Consider the following 19,716-nt stretch of genomic DNA (forward strand, 5'->3'; position numbering starts at 1 on the left):
GCGATCGCGCCAGGTCCGCGGCTCAGGGCGCAGGCCAGGCCTCCGTGCACTGGATCAGGCCGGACGCGGAGACGAGCAGCGCGGCGTGGTCGTCCAGCGTGCCGAGCCACTCCAGCGACCGGGGGCCGGCGGCGGCCGCCGCGGTGGCGTACACGTCGGCCCAGAGCAGTTGCGGGCCGGTGACGGTGACCGCCCGCACCGCCGTCGCCGGCTGCCCGGTGGCCGGGTCGACGATGTGCGCGCCGCGGTGGGCGGTGCCCGACGTGGCGACGGCGCCGGTCCGGCGCTCGATCACCTGCAGCAGGCGCGCCGGGTCGTCGGGGTGCTCGATGCCGACCCGCCACGCCGGGTGGTCCTCCTCCGCGTGCACGAGGACGTCCCCGCCGGCGTTCAAGCACCAGGAGTACCGCCGCAGCTTTCGCAAATGCGCCGCCGAGCGCTCCACGGCCCAGCCCTTCACCAGGCCCGACGGGTCGAAGCGGGGCGCGCCGGTGCGCGGGTCGGGCAGGCCGCGCGGGTCGAAGCGGCCGCCGGTGCGGGCGCGGGCCTCGTCGCACAGCGCCAGCATCTCGGCGAAGAGCGGGTCGTCCGGGCGCTCGCCGCGCTCGAAGCGGGCCAGGTCGCTGTCGTCGCGGTACGGGCTGAACATCGCGTCGAAGCGGCGCAGCTCGGCGAAGACGGCCTCGGCGCCGAGGCGGACCTCGGGGCCGTCCGGGTCCTCGCCGCGGACGTGGAGGCTGATCGGCAGCCCCATGATCTGCTCGACGTAGGCGCGCTGGTTCATGACAGGTGGGCGGCGTCGAGGGCGGCCTGCAGCGACTCGATGTAGCCGTCGCTGGTGACGGTGGCGCCGGTGACGGTGTCGATGCGGGCGTTCTGCGCGGCGATGGTCTCCCGCACCAGGATCGGCAGGGCGCGCTTGTTGATCTGGACGTCCCGGTTGTTGTTGTCCGGGTACACCGGCACCGACACCGCCGTGATCTTGCCGGCGGCGACGGTGATGACAACCTGGACGTCGCCCCAGCGGGTGGCGGCGACCGAGCCCTTGTACGCGGTGCCGCTCCCGTCCCCGCCCCCGGCGGCCGGGGTGGTGCTCGCGGGCATGGCGGCGCCGAGGCTGGTGCGGTAGCTGAACAGCAGGACCACCGCGGCGAGGGTGGACAGCAGCCAGAGGACGATGCGTCGCAAGGTGGCTCCTACCAGGCGAACTGTTCGGTGTGGACGCGCTCGGGGCCGGCCCCGGCGGCGAGGGCGGCGCCGGTGGCGGCCGCGGTCCAGCTGTCGGGGCCGCACACGTACACGTCGGCGCCGGCCAGGTGGGGCGCGAGGTGGTGCAGCGGCGGCACGCCGGCCGGCTGCCAGGACCCGTGCCCGGCGCGCGGGCCGAGCAGGTGGATGACGCGGACGCCGCGGTGGCGGGCCAGCCAGTCGAGCTCGGCGCGGAAGGCGATGTCGGCCGCACTGCGGGCGCGGTAGACGAGGGTGGCCTGGCCGGGCCGGTACGGCAGCTCGCCGAGCAGGGCCAGCAGCGGGGTGATGCCGACGCCGCAGGCCAGCATGACGACCGGGCCGCCGCGGTAGTGCTCGCCGGTGAGCTTGCCGTACGGGCCCTCGATGAGGGCGCGGGTGCCGGGCCGCAGGGTGGCGGCGCGGGCGCTGCCGTCGCCGAGGTCCTTCACGGTGATGCGCAGGACGCCGGTGTGCGGGGTCGCCGAGAGGGAGTACGGGTGGGCCCGGGACCAGCCGGGGCCGTCGAGGAACCGCCACTGGAAGAACTGCCCGGCCCGCACCGGCAGCGCCCCGAGGTCGCGGCCGCGCAGGTAGATCGAGGTCAGGCCGGGGCCTTCGGCGACGACCCGGTCGACGACGAGGCGGTGGCGCCAGTTGCGCCAGGCGGGGATGCCGAGGCGGTAGACGAGGACGGCGCCGGCGGACACGGCGTAGAGGGTCCACCAGTACAGCCGCGACCACGCCGAGCCGATGAAGTCGGCGCCGGTCCAGATCTGGTGCGGCAGGGCGAGACCGACGCCGAGATACGCGTACACGTGCAGCAGGTGCCAGGACTCGTAGCGCAGCCGGCGCCGGGCCCGGCGCATCGACGTCACCACCACCATGACCAGCAGCACCGTCCCGGCCGTGCCCAGGAGCATGCCCGGGTAGTCCACGACGAGGTCCCACAGCTCACCGAACACGTTCACGTCGGCCGCGCCGGCGTAGCCGATCGTGATCAGCACGATGTGCGCGAGCATCAGGTGGAACGAGGTGAACCCGGTCCACCGGTGCCAGCGGGCCAGGCGGTCCTGCCCGAACGCGCGCTCCACCACCGGTACCCGGGCCATCAGCAGCACCTGCAGCAACAGCAGGTCCGAGGCGAGCAGCCCGGTCAGCCGGCCGAGCGAGCTCAACGCGTCGGGCCACGCACCGCCCAGGGCCTGCACCCCGCCGTTGGCGACCCACAGGGCGGTCACCACGAGCAGGCTCACCCCGGCGGCCACCCCACCGGCGTCGGCCCACCACCACGGCGTGGCGCGCACGGCCGGCCGGCGTCCGGCGGTGGGCGGGGCGAGAGTCGTCGTCATGACTGCAACCATCGGCAGAAAACCTGTGAACGGCCTGAATACACGTATAAAAATCTCCTAAGAAGGCCGCGCTCTATGCTGACCCGATGGCTCGCGACACGGCGACGGTGCCGCGCGGTGCGTGGCGCACCCTCGCGGCGTGCAGCGGGCTCGCGGCGCTGCTGCAGGTCGACGGCACCCTGGTCGCGGTCGCGCTGCCCGACGTCGGCCGGTCGCTGCACACCGCGCCGCAGCCGCTGGGCTGGGTCATCACCGTCTACTTTCTCGCGTTCGCGGTCGTCCTGCTACCCGGCGGCCGGCTCGTCGACCGGTTCGGGGGGCGCACCGCCGCCCTGGCCGGCCTCGCGCTCTTCGCCGCGGGTGCCCTGCTCGGCGCGCTCGCCCCGGGCTTCGCGGTGCTGGTGGTGTCCCGCGCGGTCCAGGGCGCCGGCGCGGGCCTGGCCAGCCCGGCGGCGCTGTCCGGCGCCGTCAGCGGCTTCCCGCCCGAGCGCCGCGGCACCGCGCTGGGCATCTGGGGCGCCGCCTCCGGCGTGGCCAACATCGCCGGGCCGCTGCTCGGGGGCCTGCTCACCACCGGCCTGGGCTGGCGGGCGGCGTGGTGGGCGCTGCTGCCCCTCGCCGCCGCGGCCGCCGTCGCCGTGGCGCGCCTGGTGCCGGGCGGGCCGCCCGGCTCCGGTCCGGAGCCGCCCGCCGGGGTGCTGCGCCGCCCCGCCGTGCTGGTCGCCGTGGCCGCCGCGGGGCTGAGCTTCCTCGTGATGATCGGCGTGTTCTTCATCATCGAGCAGTACCTGCAGGACGCCGCCGGCTACAGCCCGCTGCTCGCCGCGGCCGCGCCGATGGTGATCGCGGTGTGCATCGGCGCGGTCGGGCCGTTCGCGGGCCGGCTCATCGACGCGCGCGGGGAGCGTCCGGTCATGATCGCGGCGTTCGCCGTGGCCGGCGCCGGGCTGGCCTGGTACGGGCTCACGGACACGCCCCTGCACGGGCCGGCCGCGCTGCCGCTCGCCGTCGCGCTCGGCCTCGGGCTCGGCCCGCTGTTCGCCGGGGTGTCGCGGGCGGGGCTCAATGCGGTACCGCAGCGGGCCCACGGGCGGGTGGCGGCGCTGATCTCGGCGGGGCGGCTGCTCGGGGCCGGCCTCGGCGCGGCCTTGGCGGGCGTGGCGATCCGCGACGGCGCCGGGGCCGCGGAGGTCCGCACGGCCCTCGTCTGCGGCGCGGCGCTGTGCCTGCTCGCCGGCGTGCCCCTGGCGGCCCTGCTGCGGACCCGGCCGGCCTGAGCCCGGGCTCCTCCGCCGCGCCCTACACCTCCGGGCCACCGCGCGGCCCTGAGTCCGGGCTCCTCCGCCGCGCGCTACGCCTCCGGGAGTACCGCGACGCCCGGCACGGCGCCGCCCCGCAGCAGCCGCCGCAGTCCCTGGCGGGCCTCTTCCGGCGGGCCCGCCAGCATCGTGGCGAGCGTGCGCAGCTCCCCCAGGTCGGCGTCGGAGTGCCGGCGCAGGTCCCAGCAGCGCTGGAACGCCCGCTGCGCGTGCCCGGCGTGGCGGCGGGCCGCGTCGAGGTCGCCGGCCCGCACGGCCAGCGCCGCCAGCCGGACCTGCGGCGCGAGCGCGGCGTCGGGCTGGGCCCGCACCGCGGCCTCGTACAGCGCGCGGGCCGGGCCGAAGTCGCCGACGTCCTCGCGCTCGGCCTCCTTGCGCAGCAGGACGTCGCCGCGGCCGAGCAGCAACCGCCAGTGCTCGGGACGGACCTCGAGGCCCTGGTCGAAAGCGCCGAGCGCGTTGACGAAGTCGCCGAGCCAGACGTAGGAGTGGCCGAGCCCGGCCCAGCCGTCGATGCGGCGCTGGTCGAGCACGAGCCCCTCGCGGTACGCCTCGATCGCCCGGTCGTGCTCGCCCAGCACCGCGTGCGCGTCGCCGAGCGTGATGTACGCGAACGCGGTGGGCGGCGGCAGCGTGGCGGCCCGGGCGCAGGTCGCCAGCGCCTCGGCCGCGCGGCCGCGGGCCAGGGCGACACGGGCCAGGCCGGTGTGCGCGTAGGCGTTGTCCGGGCTGATCTCCAGGGTCGTGCGGAAGGACATCTCGGCCTCGTCGTACCGTCGCAGCCGCTCGGCCGCGTCGCCCAGGCCGTTCCAGGCGAAGTCCGCGCGCGGCTCGATGACGATGGCCCGGCGGTTCTCCTCCAGCGCGGCCTCGAACTCGCCCCGCGCGAGGTGCACGGCGGCGACCCCGTGCGGCGCGTACGCGTCCCGGGGGTTGATCTTCTCGGCCTCGCGGTGCGCGCGCTCGGCCGCGTCGAAGTTGCCCAGGCCGAGGTGGGCCTTGCCGAGCCCGTCCTGCGCGAAGGAGTTCTTCGGGTCGAGCTCCAGCGCGGCCAGGTGCGCCTCGACCGACTCGGCGAGCAGCCCGGCGCGGTAGCAGGCGTCGCCGAGCTGGTTCCAGCCGAACGGCTCGGTCGGGTTGGCCTCGGCCGCCTTCTCGAACAGTGCGACCTGCCGCTTGAGGTCGCCCTTGCCCTGGGCGCCGGTGGCCCGGGCCAGCCCGTCCCAGGCGGCGGCGTCGGCCGGGTTGGCGTCGACCGCCTCGCGGTAGGCGTCGCGGGCCTCGTCCCACGAGCCCAGGCGCAGGTAGGCGTCGCCGAGGCCGCGCCGCACGTACGCGGCCCGCTCGTCGAGGTCGCGCGCCCGGTGCAGCGCCTCCAGCGCGTCGGCGACGTCGCCGTGGCGCAGGTGGGTCAGGCCGAGGGAGCACCAGGTGTACGGGTCGTCGGGCCGCAGCTCGACCGCCCGGCGGTGCTTGTCGAGGGCCTCGACGTGCCGTCCGCGCCCGGCGAGCGCCTCGCCCAGGCCGTTCCAGGCGTGCGCGAAGGCGGGGTCGCGCTCCAGGGCCTGCTCGTGGTACTCCTCGGCCTCCTCGAACCGGCCCCGGCGGGCCCGCAGGTTGCCCAGCCCGTGCAGGGGGTAGGCCGAGTCGGGGTCGCGCTCGACGGCCGCGCGGTAGGCCCGCTCGGCCTCGTCCCACTGGTGCTGCTGCAGGTAGGCGTTGCCGAGGCCGTTGTACAGGTAGGCCGCGGCGGGCCAGCGCTCGATCGCCTCCTGGTAGACCTGGATCGCGCTGGTGTAGTCGGCCAGCTCCACGTACGTGTTGCCGAGCCCGTTCCAGGGGTGCGCCGCGACGCCCTCCACGTCGGCGCCGTCCCACAGCGCCGACGGGACGAGCCCCCGGGCCTCCTCGAAGGCGGCCCGCGCCTCGGCGAAGCGGCGCTGCTCGAAGTAGGTGACGGCGAGCGCGTTGCGGATGACGGCGTCGGCGGGGTCGGCGACGTGCGCGCGCTCCAGGAGCCGCTGGGCGTTGCGCAGGTCGCGGGCGGCGAGGCAGGCGACGCCCAGGTTGTAGACGAGCGCGCGGACGTCCCGGCTGTGCTCGTCGCGGGCCGGGATGCCGCGGGCCGCCAGCACCGCGGACTCCAGGACCGCCGGGTCGGCCGTCTCGTCGTACTCCTGGTACTGCTCCAGGGCGCGGGTGAGCCGGGCGAAGCCCTGCCACGTGATGCCCGCCGCGCCGGGCGACAGGGTGTGCGCGATGCGGGCCGCCGCCGTGCGCAGCAGCTCGTCGCGGCCGGCCCGGACGTCGTCGCAGATGGTCAGCACGGAGAAGTCGACGGGCGCGGCGCGGCGGCCCGGCCGGAGCTGGACCGTCAGCCGCAGCGCCCGGCCCTGCCGGAACACCTGCCCGCTGATCGAGGGCCCGGAGCGGCGCAGCGGCCAGACGTGGCGCAGCGCGGCGAGCAGCGAGCCGACCGGGAGGGTCGCCCCGGCGAGCTCGACCGAGCCGATGCCCACCACGGCGTCGGCCAGCCGCGCGGGGGCGGCCGGCGTGAGCACGCTGTCGGCGACGGTGTCGCGCCGGTTGAGCACGACCGGCGGCCGCGACGAGTCCTGGATCTTCAGCTCGCCCTGTACCTCGTGGACCGAGCGGACCCGGTGCAGTTCGCCGGCCAGCGCCCGGGCCAGGGCGGTGCCGTCGAGATCCGCGCCGTCGAGCGAGCTGTCGAACGTGATCCCCGGCGGCCGGCCCAGCCACACGATCAGCCCGACCGCCAGCACCAGCAGCAGCAGGACGCCCGCGACCTCGAGCACGACCAGGCCCGACTCCCGGACCTGCACCAGCACGGCGCGGCGCCGCTCGTCGGCGAACCAGGCGACGGCCGCGCCCGCGGCGATGATGAGCAGCACCGGCACGGCCAGCCGGGCGAGGTCGGCGGCCCAGCGGGGGCGGGGCGCGCGGCGCGGATCTCGGCTCATGTAGGCACGTCACCAGCCCGGCTCGCGGGTCGAATCTGCCGTGCACCACGCTATCCGCCGCGCGGGGGCGGATCGACGTGCTGCTCCGTATCCGACAGTGGCCGGGCGCGGGGATCAGGCCAGTTCCGGTGGTACCGCCACCCGCGGTGGTTCCCCGCCGGCCCCGTCGAGCAGCCGCAGCAGGACGGCCGCGGCCAGGGCCCCGACCTCGCCCCACGAGCGCCGCACGGCGACCATGTCCCCGCCGACGACCCCGGTGTCGTCGAGCACGGCGACCTCGGCGCCGCGCCGGCGCTCCTCGGCGGCCTGGCCGGCGTCGGCGCACACCACCGCCGCGGGCCGGTGCTCGGCGAGTAATCGCCGGGCGGCGGCCCGGTCCGACCACACGCCGGCGACGCCGTCGGGCGGCGGTTCGTCGCCGACGACCACGTACGGGTACGGCACCGGCTCCGCGTCGCCGATCAGGATGGCCCCGCACGGGTCGACGCCGTCGGGTAGCGGTCCCCGGCCGAGCCTCACGACGAGCCCGTGGCGGTCGAGGGTGTCCACTATGGACTCCACCACGGCGCCGTACGGGCCGGTCAGCCCGTGCGCGCAGCGGACGTACACCACCCGGGACGACAGGGCCTCGTTGACCGGGACGTCGAGCAGGTCGGCGAACGCCGGGTTCCGCATGGCTCTCCTTTCCAATGGAGAGAGCGCTCTCTGCACCTGTCACGGCCAGGTCTTTCGAGCCTTGAGAGCGCTCTCACCGCAAGCTTGGTACGCCCGCGCGAGGAGTGTCAAGCGAGCCGCTGCGCCTCCTCGCCGCTGAGTCTGGTGCGCGCCCGGCAGGCCGGGTTCGGGCACTCGGCGACGTGGCGGACGCGGACCGGGAACAGCGGGACGAAGAACAGGCTGAACTTCGTGACCTCCCGCACGAGCGCGGCCCGGCCGGGCTGCCCGCAGACGCGGCAGACAAACGCGACCCACCGCAGAAACTCGCGCTTGGTCTTGAATCCAAAGATCAGCAGCATGGCGGCAGCCTACGCGGCGACGCCGAGGACGAGCTTGCCCCGCGCCCGCCCCGACCGGCTCCGTTCCAGCGCCGCGCGCCAGTCCTCGAGCGGAAAAACGCGCGCCACCGGTACCGTGAACTCCCCCGCGGCCGCCAGCCGCGCGTAGTCGCCGAGCACGTCGTCGCGGCGCGCGGCGAAGCCGGCCCGGGCCCCCAGCGCCTCGGCGGCCGCGAAGTTGCTCAGGGTCACCACGTGCGCGGGCGCCTCGACGGTGCGCACCAGGTCCGGCAGCACGTCGCTGACCGGCCCAGCGTCCAGCGCGAGGCCGACCGGCCCGCCGGCCAGCGCCCGCACCCGCTCGACCAGGCCGTCGCCGTAGGCGGTGACCTCGGCCCCGGCGGCGCGCAGCGCGTCCGCGTACGTCTCGCCGGCCGCCGCGATGACCCGCGCCCCGCGCCGCACGGCCATCTGCGTCGCGGCGAACCCCACGGTCGTGCCGGCGCCGTAGACCAGCACCGTGCCGTCCGCGCCGGCGCCCAGCACGTCGAGGCCGCGGTGCGCGGTCTCGACCGCCATCGGCAGCGCGGCGGCCGCGACCGGGCCCAGGCCGGGCGGGCGCGGGAACCAGATGTCGAGCACGGCGTGCTCGGCGGCGCCGGCGGTCGGCCCGGTGTACGGCGCCGGCCCGAACACCGCGTCGCCGACGTCCACGCCGCGCACCCCGGCGCCGAGTGCGTCGACGGTGCCGGCCACCTCCAGCCCGATGCCGCGCGGCAGGTCACCGGCGAACAACCCGCCGCACAGCGCCCAGTCGGCCGGGTTGAGCCCGCACGCCTGCACGGCGACGCGCACCTGCCCGGGCCCGGGCTCCGGCGGCGCGGCCTCCTCCAGGCGCAGCACCGCGGCCGGGTCCCCGTACTCGTGGAAGCGAAGGGTACGCATGACGTCCTCCCCAACATGACGACAGAAGCTGACATCACCGACGCTAGCAGAAGTGATGACAGCATCTGCTGTCGCTATGCTCACTGGCATGGCACGGTGGGAGGGCAACACCCGCGGGCGGCTGGAGCGCGCCGCCCTGACGCTGTTCCGCGAGCAGGGCTACGACCGCACCACGGTCGCCCAGATCGCGCAGCGGGCGAACCTGACCGAGCGCTCGTTCTACCGCTGGTTCACCGACAAGCGCGAGGTCCTGTTCGCCGGCGACGAGCTCGAGGAGCGCCTGGTCGCGGCGGTCGACGCCGCCCCGCCCGGCACCGGCGCGCTGCCGGCCCTGCTGGCCGCCTGCACCGTCGTGCCCGAGGTGCTCCGCCCCCGCGACTTCCTGCTGGAGCGCGCCGAGGTCATCGCGGCCAACCCGCCGCTGCAGGAGCGCGAGCTGATCAAGCTCGCCGCGCTGTCGGACGCGCTCACCGCCGCCCTGGTGCGCCGCGGCCACCCGGAGCCGGCCGCCCGCCTCGCCACCGACGCCGCCGCCGCCGTGCTGCGCCTGGCCACGCGCCGCTGGGTCACCGACGAGCGCGCCGACTTCGCGGCCCTGCTGGCCGCGGCCACGGCCGACCTGCGGGCCGTCGTCGGCGGCGCGTGACCGGCTCACAGCCCGCTCGCAGGTTGTGCGCAGGCTCGTGCCAGCCGCCCCGGCCAGCCTGGGCCCATGGGAGACCCGAAGCGCGACACGTACGAAGGACGGCCGTTCGCCCGGCCCGGCGAGGAGCTGGTGGACCAGGGGCTCGGCTTCGACATCGGCACCGTGATGCGGCGGCGGCAGGTGTTGCGCGCGTTCGGGCTCGGGGCGGCCGTCCTCGGGCTCGCGGCGGCCTGCAGCGACGACCTGGACGGCGGCACGGCGAGCAGCGCGAGCGGCACGCCGAGCGGCGGCACCGCGAGCGGCGAGATCCCCGACGAGACCGCCGGGCCCTACCCGGGCGACGGTTCCAACGGCCCCGACGTGCTCAACCAGAGCGGCATCGTCCGCAGTGACATCCGATCCGGCTTCGGTACCGCGAGCGGCACCGCCGGCGGCGTGCCCATGGCGCTCGAACTGTCCATCGTGGACATGGCCGGCGGCAGGCCGTTCGCGGGCGTCGCCGTGTACGTGTGGCACTGCGACCGCGAGGGAAGGTACTCGCTGTACTCGCCGGGCGTCACCGACCAGAACTACCTGCGCGGGGTCCAGATCGCCGACGCGCAGGGCAAGGTCCGGTTCACGAGCGTGTTCCCGGCCTGCTACGACGGCCGCTGGCCGCACATCCATTTCGAGGTGTACCCCGACCAGGCGAGCATCACCGACGCGACGAAGGCGATCGCCACGTCGCAGGTCGCGCTGCCCAAGGACGTGTGCGACACCGTGTACGCCACGTCCGGGTACTCGGCCTCGGTGGCGAACCTGGCGCGGGTGACGCTGCAGGACGACATGGTCTTCGGCGACGACGGCGGGGCGCTGCAGCTCGGCACCGTCACCGGCAGCGCGACCGCCGGCTACAGCGTGGCCCTGACCGCCAAGGTCGACACGCGCACCACCCCGACCGGTGGCGGCGCCCCGGGCGGCGGGCCGGGCGGACCGGGCGGCGGACCGCCGCCGAGCCGCTAGGACGCCAGGACCCGCGCCAGGGTCCGCCGGCCGATGCCGGCCATCCCGGGGTTGCTGCGCCGGTAGTACCAGACCAGCCCCATGGACTGCACGAAGGCCCACGCCCGGCCGCGCTGCCACTCCGCCTCGTCACAGCCGAGCCGCGAGCGCAGCGCGGCCCTCGGGCCGGCGTCGAGCAGGTGCCAGGCGCCGACGAGGTCCAGGGCCGGGTCGGCCGGGCCGAGGCCGCCCACGTCGATGACGCCGGTCAGCCGCCCGGCGCGGACGAGCACGTTGCCGGGCATGAGGTCGCCGTGGCTTGTCACGTCGGGCGCGTCGCCACGGGGCCGGTCGCGCAGGTCCGCCCACAGCCGGCGCAGCCGCGGCACGTCCAGCAGCCCCTCGCTGTTGGCGAAGCACGTCCGCATCCACTCGTCCTGGGCCGCGATCCGCCCGCCGCGGCCGCGGCCGCCGAAGGTCCGGCCCTCCGTCGGGATCCCGCGCAGGTCGGCGATGAGCTCGGCGAGGTCCTCGGCCAGCCCGTCCGAGGAGGCGCCGGCGACGTCGCCGGGCACCCAGGTGAGCACCGACCACGGCAGCGGGTAGCCGGGCCCGGGCGCGCCGAACGCGACCGGCTCCGGCACCGCGAACCGGGTGTGCGCGGCGAGCTTCACGGCCGCCTCCGCCTCCGCGCGCAGTCCGTCCGCGCCGCCCGGCTGCAGCGGGAACCGGGCCACGAGCGCGTCGCCGAGGCGGAACACGGCGTTGACGGTGCCGGGGGCCAGCTCCCGCACCGGCAGGTCCCGCCACTGGGGAAACTGCGCGGCGACGAGGCCGCGCACGGTCTCGGGCGTCACCGGCAGCTGGTCGGGATGCATCCGCACACCGCAGGGTCACCGATGCCGACGCCGCAGGCAAGCGGATTTGTCCGGGATCGGCGCCGGGAACGCTCAGGCCCGGGCGGGGCCCGCCGATGACCCACGCGACCCGACCGGGACGTTTCCCGCGCTGCCCGGCCTCCGGGAAACTTTCACGGTCCCGTCCACGTCACTGGGCGTCATATCTTGATCAGTTGACCAACGTCGATGGATGCGGCCAGTGTCGGGCACATGTCCAGGACTCGAACGCTTCCGTCGTCGTTGCGGCTGGCGTCCGTCGCCGCGCTCGCGCTGATCGCGGGGGCCCTGCTCATCGCCGTCAACGACGCCAGCGGCAGCGCACCCGCCGCCGCATCCCTGACCACTGCGGCCCCGTCCGTCTCGGGGACGCCGAACACCTCCCCGTTCCCGCCGTCGCCGCCGACGAACCTGCAGGCGGGCGCCGTCACGACCACGTCGGTCACGCTCACCTGGACCGCGTCCGCGCGCGGCTGCTGCGCGGTGACCGGCTACGACATCCTGTACCAGCAGGTGTTCAACGACATCTTCTGGACCGCGAGCGTCGGCAACGTCACCACCGCCACCGTCACCGCCGAGATCCGGCCCGGCCAGCAGTACCGCTTCTGGGTGTCGGCCCACGACGACCTCGGGCACCGCTCCGGCAGCTCGGCCGTGGTCAACGTCGTGACCCCGGTCGCGACCGGCGGCGACACCGTACCCCCGGCCGCGCCGACCGGCCTCGCGGCCGACCCGACGAACGGCCCCACCACGACGCTCACCTGGTCACCGTCGACCGACAACGTGGGCGTCACCGGCTACAACGTGTACCGCTTCGACGGCGTGTTCATCTCCACGCTGCTGGCCACCGTCCCCGGCACCACCTACACCGCCGCGGTCGTCACGCCGAGCGACCAGTTCTACGTCCGGGCCCGCGACGCGGCGGGCAACCTGTCGGCCGCCTCGAACTCGGTCACCGTGACCGGCGGGAGCCCGCGGCCCTCGTCGAGCTCCCCGTCGCCGAGCGCGCCGCCGCCCCTGTCCTGCCGCGCGACGTTCACCTACACGTCCGTGTGGTCGTCGGGCTTCGTCGCCGACGTCACGGTCACCAACACGGGCACCACGCCGATCGTCGACTGGGTCATCACCTTCAGCCTCGGCGGCGACCAGCGGGTCATCCAGTCCTGGAACGGCTCCTACGTCCAGACCGGGACCGCGGTGACCCTGACCCACGCGACCTGGAACCGCACCATCCCGCCGGGCGGCTCGGTCACCGTCGGCCTGTACGGCGAGCGCTCCACCCCGGCCACCCCGCCCGCGGTCGTCTTCGTCAACGGGGTGCCGTGCGCATCATGACGTCCATCAGCCGCCGACACCGCTGCGGGTCCTCGGTGAGACCCTTGCCGAGGCCCCACAGCCAGTAGTCGACAGTACGGAACGCCACCCAGTCGCGGGCGCGGGCCCGGTCCACGCCCGCGGCCGCCACGGCGGTGTCGAAGTGGCCGGCCACCTCGTGGCCGGCCATCTCGTCGAGGCGGGTCCACAGCACCCGCGCGAGGTCGAACTCGATGTCGCCGCGCAGCAGCACCGCGTCGACGGCGAGCCACGGCTCCCGCCGCCCGCGCAGCACCTGGGCGCTGTGCAGGTCGCCGTTGACCGCGAGCCCGGACCCGGTGTCCGCGAGCGCGGGCGCGACCCGCAGCGCCTCGGCGAGGTAGGCGGCGCCGAACGGCTCGCCCAGCGCCTGCCACTCGGCCTCGAGCCGGGCCGCGCGCTCCCGCACCCGATCGGCGGTCGACGGCACATCATCCGGCGCCGGTACCGCGAGCCGCCGCATCATCGCCCCGAGCACCGCGACCGCAGCGCCGACGGGCTCCGCCAGCAGCGACTCCCCGAGCCGCTCGAGCAGCGTCGCGCCCGTGGCGGGATCGGCGTCGACGAGCAGCACGGTGCCACGCCCGTTCCAGAACCGCAGCGCGCGCGTGTCCTCACCGCCGGGGGGCGCCATTCGCAGTACCAACGCGGAATCCCCGCGCAGGACCGGCACGACGAGCGCGTTGGAGCCGTGCACGACCTCCCCGTCGACGCGCAGCCCCCACCGCCGGCACTGCGCGGCGACGAGGCCGGGCAGCGCGTCGAGCCACTCGGAGCCCTCGCCCCACCACCGCGGCATGGCGCGGAGCGAGGCCGGTACGACGATGTCCACGCCGCCGACCGTAGGCGTTCGGCGGCGCGGTTGCATACCCTGGCCGACGTGCAGCGTCCCGATCACCCGGAACCGTTCGTGGTTCCGGTCGGCCCGGTCGACCCGGAGCGTGGCGAGACGGCGGACTTCTACCTGCCCGATGCGAGCGCCGGACCGGCCCGGCCCGCGCTGGTGCTCGTCCACGGCGGACCGGTGCCGGCGGACCGAAGGCCCACGCCGCGGGACTGGCCGGTCTATCGCGGGTACGGCTCGCTGCTCGCCGGCCGCGGCGTCGTCGCCGTGACCTTCGACCACCCGCTGCACGGCCCCGGCGCCTACCCGCGGTCCGCCGAGCGGGTCCGCGAGGCGGTCGAGCGGGCCCGCGAGCACCCGCGCGTCGACGGCGACCGCATCGCGCTGTGGTTCTTCTCCGGCGGCGGGCCGCTGTGCGCCGGCTGGCTGCGCGACCCGCCGGCGTGGCTGCGCTGTGTCGCGCTGACGTACCCGCGGCTGGGCGGACCCGCGCTCGAACCCAGCTTCCGGCCGGTCGACGCGGTCGAGGCCGTCGGCGCGGCGGCCGCGGCCGGGGTGGCCGGTGCGATGCGGGCCAGCGCCCTGCCGATCGTGCTGACCCGGGTGGGGCTGGAGCGCCCGGACATCGCCGCCACCGTTGCGGAGTTCGTGGCCACGGCACAGGCCGCCGAGGCGAACCTGACAATCGTCGACGTGCCGGCCGGGCGGCACGCCTTCGACACCCTCGACGACACCGACGCCTCCCGGCGGGCGGTCACCCAGGCCGTCGACCACGTCCTGGCGGCGCTGCGCTGACCGGATGCAACCGGTTACGGCGCGACCGGGCGGCTGCTGTCGTTGTACGCGTTCTTGGCGTCGACCACGCTGGCCTGAATGTGCTCCGGGTCGACCCCGTGCACGTTGAGCGGCGGGTGCACCCGCCGGACGAGCTCGGCCTCGATGATCGCCGGCTCCGCGTCCTCCGCCCAGGTCAGGCGCAGGTGCGCGTACATCCACGCGGTCAGCCGGGCCTCGTCCGGCGGGACCAGGACGACCCGATCGGTCCAGGTCGTGCGGTAGCCCTCGGCGACGAGAAGCCCGGCCAAGGTACGGCGCAGCGTCGAGCTGCCCGAACGCCGCAGGTGGTTGCGCAGGATCCGGCCGCGCAGGCTGGTCGCCCGTCCGAGGTACAGCAGCCGTAGCGACGGGACGCTCTCGTTCGGCGGCCCGGGAAGCTCGGGAAGGATCGAGGGCGACGCCCACCAGGCGTACACACCGCCGCCCCGGGCGAGTTTCTTGACGGCGACATCGAGTGCGACCGGCGCGCCAGACAACAGCCGCATGGCCTCGTCGATCCGGGCCCGGTCGGCCGGGTCTTCGTCGGGTCGCGTTCCGGCAGTGGTCATCGGGGCCATGCTAGCCGCCCCGAACCGCCTCAGGAGATGGCCCCGGCTTTGACCACAGCGCCCTCGATGACCACGTCGAGACAGTCGCGGAACAGGTCGTCGACGGTGCGGCCGGGCCGGAAGTACTCGGTGATCGCGGCCACCAGGGTCGGGTGCCGCTCGGTGAACACGTCAAGGTCGAACGTCTTCAGCGCCTCCGCGTCGGGGCGGGGGGCCTGCTCCTCGAGGACGTGGCCGACCGTGAAGCGCTCGACGGTCAGCACGATCACGCGGGCCTGCCGCAACGAGATGCCGCGCGCCACCAGGGTGCTCATCGCCAGGTCGGAGATCGCGGCCATCCTGACGGACAGCTGAGCGGCGGAGATGACCCGGGCGCCGTCGGGATGGGCGAGCAGCGCTCGGCGCAGCCGCCCGGCCAGGCCGCTCAGCCAGTCTTTCCAGGGTTGATCCGGCTCGGGCGGTGCCATGTCGCCGAACTCCTGGTCGAGGATCGCGTCGGCGATCGCGGTGACCAGGGCCGCCTTGTTGGGCACGTGCCAGTAGAGGGTCGGCGACTGCACGCCGAGCCGCGCGGCGAGCTTGCGCGTCGTCACGCTGTCGAGCCCCTCGGCGTCCAGCAGAGCGACGGCCTCATCGACGATCCGCTGCCGGTCCAGCGCCAAATCGGTACCTCCCATCGGAACTCTATCAGTGGTAGAGTCCTCTATCACTGATAGAGACGAGGAGATGCAGATGACAACCAAGCACCCGATCCGCGGCCTGCTGCACCGGGCGACCCATCGCGTTCCGGGAGTTCCCGCGCACGCCGAGCACCCGGCCGGGCGCCAGGGCCCCGCGGTCCACGAGGGCACGGCGGCCCCCGGCCGCGCCCGGCGCGTGAACCACGGGTGGAACCACTCGCCCGCCCGTCCGCCCCGGTTCCTGCCGGCCTGGCAGCGCCGGATCGCGGCGCTCTTCGGCCGGGAGGTGGGATGAAGGCGGCGGTGCTGCACGAGATCGGTGGCATCCCCCGCTACGAGGACTTCCCCGATCCCGTGGCCGGCGACGATGAGGTGATCATCGAGGTGAAGGCGGTCGCGGTCGAGAACGTCGACAAGCGCATCGCGGCCGGCACGCACTACGCGAGTCAGCAGTACACCGCACAGTTGCCCGCGATTCCCGCCTTCGACGGCATCGGCGCACTGCCGGACGGCACCCTCGTCGGGTTCGGCAACCCGCGCCGGCCCTACGGCGCGCTCGCCGAGAAGACCGTGGTACCCAAGGGCGCCTACATGCCGATCGCGGACGGTATCGATCCGGCGGTCGCGACCGTGCTGGGCACGGCCATCACCGGCATGTCCATCAGGACCGCCGCCGGCTTCGTGCCGGGCGAGACCGTGCTCGTGCAGGGCGCGACGGGCGTCGCGGGTCGGCTCGCGGTGAAGGTGGCCCGCCTGCTCGGCGCCGGACGGATCATCGCGACCGGCCGCGACGACGACCGGCTGCGTGACGTACAGATCCTGGGCGCCGATGCGGTGATCAACACCGCCGTACCGGACGAGGCGCTGGCGCAGGCGTACCTCGATGCCAAGGGGGACGGCTACGACGTCGTGCTGGACTATCTCTGGGGCCGGCCCACCGAGATCCTGCTGCGATCACTGATCCCGGAGACCTTCGCGTTCCCGAAGCCGACCCGGCTGATCCAGATCGGCGAGTCCGCCGGCGCCGGGCTCGTGGTCGCCGCGGAGAGCCTGCGCACCTCCGGCGTCGAGATCTACGGCGCGGCCAAGGGACTCGGCCCGCAGACCATGCAGGAGGCGTACGGCCAGGTCGTGCAGTGGGCGCACTCCGGCGAACTGACCTTCGACGTGGTGAAGGTCCCGCTGAGCGACATCGAGGCCGCCTGGCAACGCACCGACCTACGGGGCAGCAGGCTCGTCGTAGTGCCGTGACCGGCGCGCCGAATCGGGGGGACGACGAGCGTGATGACGGCGTTGTACCGCAGCTGATGCAGCAGCTCGAGATGGCCGGTGCGGACGAGACCAACGGGTCCGCCCCGGCTATCTCCGATCGAACCGGGCTCCATCACCGTGCGGTCGGCCACTGCCCCTTGCTCTGGAAGTACTGCGCCGCCTCCGGCTCCTCGGTGAACTCCAGTAGCCCGCCGGTCTTCTCCTGCAAGATCTCCCGCACCGCCACCGGCGTGGCGAAGAAGAACTCGCGCCGCTCGTTGACGAAGTTCACCCGACGGTCGGCAAACGCCTTGTGCAACTCGTGCTCCAGCGCGACGGCGTCGTCGGAGAAGTACAGTGCGTGCACGTCGTACGGGAACGGCACCGATGCGTCGCCGAGCTCCCGGACCCGGTCGAGCGGCTCCAGCCGTCGCGTCATGCCGATCTTGACAATCCCGGGTCCGAACGCCCCGATGTTCGAGATGACGTACACGTAGCCGGCGCGGATGTTCGCGATGCGGTAGTCGTTGTCCTGGATGGCCTGGTCGATCGCGGCCAGCCGGCCCGCCAGTTCGGCCGCCTTGGCGTCGTCGCCCTTGGCCCGCAAGGCGGCCAGGACGGTCTCGTAGTGGGTCCGCTCCTTCTCCAGGCGCTCGCGCTCCGCGGCCAGTTCCTGCTCGGCCCGGCGCTGCTCGCGCAGCAGTTCGCGCTCTTCGCGGGCCCGCTCGCGCTCCTGCTGGGCCTTGACCTGGAAGTCGGCGGTCAGCTCCAGCTCGCGGATCCGCAGCGAGTGGTACTGCGGGTTGATCCGCATCTCCATGATGACGCCCAGCTTCTCGATCGCGGTGACGGCCGACTCGAGGCGCTTCTTCGCGGTCGTGATGTTGCCCGCGCGCAGTGAGCGGACACAGTTGTCGGCCTCGGCGTTGTAGGCGCGCAACATGAGTTTGGACAGGTCCGTGACCATCTTGCGGCCCTTGGCGAGCGAGCCGGAGAAGGTGAACATGTCCGCGGCAAGCACGGCGTGCCCGGCCTTGATGATCCCGTCCATCTCGTGCTCGAGTTCACGGAGCCGCTCCTTGTAGGCGGCGGCGTCCTCGAGGGGATGGTGGTACCGGTAGATCCCCACGTCCTGCAGGACGCGACGGTCGTCGAGCTCGACGAGTTCGCCGTCCCGCGAGGTTTCTCGCGCCGCCAGCGCGACTTCGAGTTCGGCGATGCGGGCCCGCAGCGCCTCGCGGTCGTCGCGGGGCGGGTCAGGCCGCCGCGGCGCGGGTTCCGGCCTTCGGTCTGAGGGCTCCGGGTCGGGCCGGCGCGGCGCGGGTTCCGGGCCGGCCTCGGCCGGATCGGGCAGCCACAGCGCCCACCCCGCAGGTGGCGGGGGCCACGCCGGGTCCGGCTTCCACCCGGCGGGCGGCACCCAGCCGGACGGCGGCCGCGGCCATCCCGGCGGTGGATTGAACCGCACGGTCACCGCCCCCGCACCCGCACGCCTACGCTGGAGTCGGCCGGCGCGAGGTCGAACGGCGACTTCGACAGCGCCGCCCCGAGATGCACGAGCGTGGCGTGCGGTATCACGTTGGCCAGGTCGAAGGTGGTGAAGGTGTCTCGGTCGGCGGCGACGATCACCAGGGGTATCGCCTCGGGCAGCCCGGTCGCCGGCACGATGGTCCGCGTGCTGACGGTGAGCGCGACCGATCGGATCTTCCCGGCCCGGTCGGCCTCGAAGACCTCGTGGAGGGTGCGCACCGCCACCTGCCACACCGCGCCGGCGTACCGGTCCTTCTGCTGCTTCACCGGCAGCGCGGTGGGCGTGATCTCGTCCGCGGCCTTGACGTATCGGTACTCCTTGACCGTCGGGACGCGGCCCGGCGCCGGCACCACGGCGTCGAGCGTGAGCTCGCGGGTGCCGATGTCGAACCGGTGCTCGTAGCCGACGGGAAAGCCGTCCGGGTAGACGGAGTTGGCCAGCACCACCCCGACGTAGTCCTGAATGGCGGACTCGACATCGAAGGCCAGCTCGTTGATGAACTGCGCGATGCGCTGGTTGTGCGCCGCGGCCTCGGCCTCCCGCTGCCGGCACTGCTCCCAGTACGACTCCTCGGCCGCGCCCAGCCGGGCGACACGGTCGTGCTCGGCCTGACGCCGGCGTTCGAACTCCGCCGTGTGGGCGGCGTGCATCCGCCCGCAGTGCTCGTGCCAGGTCCGGTAGGCCGCCTCGTGCGCGGCCCGGGCCTGGGCGACAGCCTCCTCGTGCTTCTTGCGGCCCCCGCCGAACACTCCCTTCGGCGCGACCGGCTCCTGGTACACCGGCTGCGGCGGATACACCAGCGGCGGCATGGGCGGCACCGGCGTGCCGAGCGGTCCCGGGTCGAACGGCGGATGCTCCACCGACGTGACCTTCAGGGAGTCGAGGTCGACAAAGTCGTCGACGGCCAGCGTCGACGCGAGCAGATTATCGATGTCCTCGTACAGCTGCACCAGGTCGGCGTTCATCGCGGCCGCCTCGGCCGTGCGCGCCTCGACGTGCAGGCGTGCGGCGACCCGCTGCACCTCGGCCTTCTCGGCGGCGCTGGCCCGCGCCGCCGCGGCGGCCGCCCGCTCGAAGCTCGCCCGGGCCCGCTCCATCTCCCGCTGCGCGGCGGCCTGTGCGCGCATGGCCGCCGCCACCTGCTGCCGCCGGCGCCGCTCCGCCTGCTGCGCCTGGTGGTTGAGCTCCGCGAAGAAGCCACGTCGTGCCACTGCACCTCCCGGTGATCGGGTGCATCGTCGCGACATCTTCGCAGGCCGCACGGCCTGTGGTAAGGCGAACCAGGAGCGTTGACCGGTTCGGACGACGCCACGTCAGCCGACGGGACCAC

The 19,716-nt window shown here is 74.7% G+C and carries 20 protein-coding genes; 7 read left to right on the plus strand and 13 right to left on the minus strand.

Annotation, left to right across the window (positions count from 1 at the left end; translation table 11 throughout):
* Positions 1-22 precede the first annotated feature (22 nt).
* From AB0B76_RS45120 to AB0B76_RS45130, 3 genes are read right to left on the minus strand one after another with little or no spacing between them, the layout of a single operon-like run.
* Complete coding sequence (locus AB0B76_RS45120) at positions 23-784, minus strand: FAD:protein FMN transferase (protein WP_360387935.1); 762 nt, start codon at positions 782-784, stop codon at positions 23-25.
* On the minus strand, positions 781-1,188 hold the full coding sequence (locus AB0B76_RS45125; RefSeq protein WP_360387938.1) for an FMN-binding protein: 408 nt from the start codon (positions 1,186-1,188) through the stop codon (positions 781-783). The genes AB0B76_RS45120 and AB0B76_RS45125 overlap by 4 nt, the downstream gene beginning before the upstream one ends.
* A gap of 8 nt (positions 1,189-1,196) precedes the next feature.
* Positions 1,197-2,579, minus strand: a complete 1,383-nt coding sequence (locus AB0B76_RS45130; protein WP_360387940.1) for a ferric reductase-like transmembrane domain-containing protein — start codon at positions 2,577-2,579, stop codon at positions 1,197-1,199.
* 86 nt (positions 2,580-2,665) lie between these two features.
* Here AB0B76_RS45130 and AB0B76_RS45135 point away from each other — a divergent pair, with 86 nt between their 5' ends.
* Positions 2,666-3,856: an MFS transporter gene (locus tag AB0B76_RS45135; protein WP_360387943.1), complete on the plus strand. Its 1,191-nt coding sequence runs from the start codon at positions 2,666-2,668 to the stop codon at positions 3,854-3,856.
* A gap of 74 nt (positions 3,857-3,930) precedes the next feature.
* Here the strand turns inward: AB0B76_RS45135 and AB0B76_RS45140 are convergent, their stop codons facing one another.
* The 4 genes from AB0B76_RS45140 to AB0B76_RS45155 all read right to left on the minus strand — a co-directional run bounded on the left by AB0B76_RS45140 (position 3,931) and on the right by AB0B76_RS45155 (position 8,819).
* The gene (locus tag AB0B76_RS45140; RefSeq protein WP_360387945.1) at positions 3,931-6,879 is read right to left on the minus strand and encodes a tetratricopeptide repeat protein; all 2,949 of its coding nucleotides are present in this window, start codon (positions 6,877-6,879) and stop codon (positions 3,931-3,933) included.
* A 114-nt stretch (positions 6,880-6,993) separates the two neighbouring features.
* On the minus strand, positions 6,994-7,554 hold the full coding sequence (locus tag AB0B76_RS45145) for a hypothetical protein (RefSeq protein ID WP_360387947.1): 561 nt from the start codon (positions 7,552-7,554) through the stop codon (positions 6,994-6,996).
* 107 nt (positions 7,555-7,661) lie between these two features.
* The gene (locus AB0B76_RS45150; RefSeq protein WP_360387950.1) at positions 7,662-7,895 is read right to left on the minus strand and encodes a zinc-ribbon domain-containing protein; all 234 of its coding nucleotides are present in this window, start codon (positions 7,893-7,895) and stop codon (positions 7,662-7,664) included.
* A 9-nt stretch (positions 7,896-7,904) separates the two neighbouring features.
* On the minus strand, positions 7,905-8,819 hold the full coding sequence (locus tag AB0B76_RS45155) for an NADP-dependent oxidoreductase (RefSeq protein ID WP_360387952.1): 915 nt from the start codon (positions 8,817-8,819) through the stop codon (positions 7,905-7,907).
* Between the two features lie 88 nt (positions 8,820-8,907).
* Here AB0B76_RS45155 and AB0B76_RS45160 point away from each other — a divergent pair, with 88 nt between their 5' ends.
* Positions 8,908-9,465 carry a helix-turn-helix domain-containing protein gene (locus AB0B76_RS45160; protein ID WP_360387955.1) on the plus strand — a complete coding sequence of 186 codons (558 nt, stop codon included), beginning with the start codon at positions 8,908-8,910 and terminating at the stop codon, positions 9,463-9,465.
* A 66-nt stretch (positions 9,466-9,531) separates the two neighbouring features.
* Positions 9,532-10,467 (plus strand): intradiol ring-cleavage dioxygenase, encoded by a 936-nt coding sequence (locus tag AB0B76_RS45165; RefSeq protein ID WP_360387958.1) that lies wholly within the window; start codon positions 9,532-9,534, stop codon positions 10,465-10,467.
* Here the strand turns inward: AB0B76_RS45165 and AB0B76_RS45170 are convergent.
* Positions 10,464-11,324, minus strand: a complete 861-nt coding sequence (locus tag AB0B76_RS45170) for an aminoglycoside phosphotransferase family protein (protein WP_360387960.1) — start codon at positions 11,322-11,324, stop codon at positions 10,464-10,466. The genes AB0B76_RS45165 and AB0B76_RS45170 overlap by 4 nt on opposite strands.
* 231 nt (positions 11,325-11,555) lie before the next feature.
* Here AB0B76_RS45170 and AB0B76_RS45175 point away from each other — a divergent pair, with 231 nt between their 5' ends.
* On the plus strand, positions 11,556-12,677 hold the full coding sequence (locus tag AB0B76_RS45175; protein WP_360387962.1) for a cellulose binding domain-containing protein: 1,122 nt from the start codon (positions 11,556-11,558) through the stop codon (positions 12,675-12,677).
* On the opposite strand, the gene AB0B76_RS45180 is transcribed toward AB0B76_RS45175, so the two are convergent.
* Positions 12,652-13,527 (minus strand): aminoglycoside phosphotransferase family protein, encoded by an 876-nt coding sequence (locus tag AB0B76_RS45180; RefSeq protein ID WP_360387965.1) that lies wholly within the window; start codon positions 13,525-13,527, stop codon positions 12,652-12,654. The two genes, AB0B76_RS45175 and AB0B76_RS45180, sit on opposite strands and share 26 nt — an antisense overlap.
* A gap of 48 nt (positions 13,528-13,575) precedes the next feature.
* On the opposite strand from AB0B76_RS45180, the gene AB0B76_RS45185 reads away from it, so the two are divergent.
* Positions 13,576-14,334: an alpha/beta hydrolase gene (locus AB0B76_RS45185; RefSeq protein WP_360387968.1), complete on the plus strand. Its 759-nt coding sequence runs from the start codon at positions 13,576-13,578 to the stop codon at positions 14,332-14,334.
* A gap of 14 nt (positions 14,335-14,348) precedes the next feature.
* Here AB0B76_RS45185 and AB0B76_RS45190 read toward each other — a convergent pair whose 3' ends face one another.
* Both AB0B76_RS45190 and AB0B76_RS45195 read right to left on the minus strand, forming a co-directional pair.
* Positions 14,349-14,924, minus strand: a complete 576-nt coding sequence (locus tag AB0B76_RS45190) for a GIY-YIG nuclease family protein (RefSeq protein ID WP_360387971.1) — start codon at positions 14,922-14,924, stop codon at positions 14,349-14,351.
* A gap of 29 nt (positions 14,925-14,953) precedes the next feature.
* Positions 14,954-15,601 (minus strand): TetR/AcrR family transcriptional regulator C-terminal domain-containing protein, encoded by a 648-nt coding sequence (locus tag AB0B76_RS45195; protein WP_360387973.1) that lies wholly within the window; start codon positions 15,599-15,601, stop codon positions 14,954-14,956.
* Between the two features lie 55 nt (positions 15,602-15,656).
* On the opposite strand from AB0B76_RS45195, the gene AB0B76_RS45200 reads away from it, so the two are divergent.
* Positions 15,657-15,899, plus strand: coding sequence for a hypothetical protein (locus tag AB0B76_RS45200; protein WP_360387975.1), 243 nt, complete (start codon positions 15,657-15,659; stop codon positions 15,897-15,899).
* Positions 15,896-16,855 carry a zinc-binding alcohol dehydrogenase family protein gene (locus AB0B76_RS45205; RefSeq protein ID WP_360387978.1) on the plus strand — a complete coding sequence of 320 codons (960 nt, stop codon included), beginning with the start codon at positions 15,896-15,898 and terminating at the stop codon, positions 16,853-16,855. The genes AB0B76_RS45200 and AB0B76_RS45205 overlap by 4 nt, the downstream gene beginning before the upstream one ends.
* A 133-nt stretch (positions 16,856-16,988) precedes the next feature.
* Here the strand turns inward: AB0B76_RS45205 and AB0B76_RS45210 are convergent, their stop codons facing one another.
* Positions 16,989-18,329: a DUF4041 domain-containing protein gene (locus tag AB0B76_RS45210; protein WP_360387981.1), complete on the minus strand. Its 1,341-nt coding sequence runs from the start codon at positions 18,327-18,329 to the stop codon at positions 16,989-16,991.
* Positions 18,326-19,597 (minus strand): hypothetical protein, encoded by a 1,272-nt coding sequence (locus tag AB0B76_RS45215; protein ID WP_360387984.1) that lies wholly within the window; start codon positions 19,595-19,597, stop codon positions 18,326-18,328. Before AB0B76_RS45215 ends, AB0B76_RS45210 begins: the two co-directional genes overlap by 4 nt.
* Between the last annotated feature and the right edge of the window lie 119 nt (positions 19,598-19,716).

The sequence above is a fragment of the Dactylosporangium sp. NPDC049140 genome (assembly GCF_040648435.1).

Bases quoted from the DNA above. Each gene is read 5' to 3' on its own strand.
- AB0B76_RS45120 (WP_360387935.1), bottom strand. From the start codon at position 784: ATGAACCAGCGCGCCTACGTCGAGCAGATCATGGGGCTGCCGATCAGC.
- AB0B76_RS45130 (WP_360387940.1), bottom strand. From the start codon at position 2,579: ATGACGACGACTCTCGCCCCGCCCACCGCCGGACGCCGGCCGGCCGTG.
- AB0B76_RS45135 (WP_360387943.1), top strand. From the start codon at position 2,666: ATGGCTCGCGACACGGCGACGGTGCCGCGCGGTGCGTGGCGCACCCTC.
- AB0B76_RS45140 (WP_360387945.1), bottom strand. From the start codon at position 6,879: ATGAGCCGAGATCCGCGCCGCGCGCCCCGCCCCCGCTGGGCCGCCGAC.
- AB0B76_RS45145 (WP_360387947.1), bottom strand. From the start codon at position 7,554: ATGCGGAACCCGGCGTTCGCCGACCTGCTCGACGTCCCGGTCAACGAG.
- AB0B76_RS45150 (WP_360387950.1), bottom strand. From the start codon at position 7,895: ATGCTGCTGATCTTTGGATTCAAGACCAAGCGCGAGTTTCTGCGGTGG.
- AB0B76_RS45155 (WP_360387952.1), bottom strand. From the start codon at position 8,819: ATGCGTACCCTTCGCTTCCACGAGTACGGGGACCCGGCCGCGGTGCTG.
- AB0B76_RS45160 (WP_360387955.1), top strand. From the start codon at position 8,908: ATGGCACGGTGGGAGGGCAACACCCGCGGGCGGCTGGAGCGCGCCGCC.
- AB0B76_RS45165 (WP_360387958.1), top strand. From the start codon at position 9,532: ATGGGAGACCCGAAGCGCGACACGTACGAAGGACGGCCGTTCGCCCGG.
- AB0B76_RS45170 (WP_360387960.1), bottom strand. From the start codon at position 11,324: ATGCATCCCGACCAGCTGCCGGTGACGCCCGAGACCGTGCGCGGCCTC.
- AB0B76_RS45175 (WP_360387962.1), top strand. From the start codon at position 11,556: ATGTCCAGGACTCGAACGCTTCCGTCGTCGTTGCGGCTGGCGTCCGTC.
- AB0B76_RS45190 (WP_360387971.1), bottom strand. From the start codon at position 14,924: ATGACCACTGCCGGAACGCGACCCGACGAAGACCCGGCCGACCGGGCC.
- AB0B76_RS45195 (WP_360387973.1), bottom strand. From the start codon at position 15,601: ATGGGAGGTACCGATTTGGCGCTGGACCGGCAGCGGATCGTCGATGAG.
- AB0B76_RS45200 (WP_360387975.1), top strand. From the start codon at position 15,657: ATGACAACCAAGCACCCGATCCGCGGCCTGCTGCACCGGGCGACCCAT.
- AB0B76_RS45205 (WP_360387978.1), top strand. From the start codon at position 15,896: ATGAAGGCGGCGGTGCTGCACGAGATCGGTGGCATCCCCCGCTACGAG.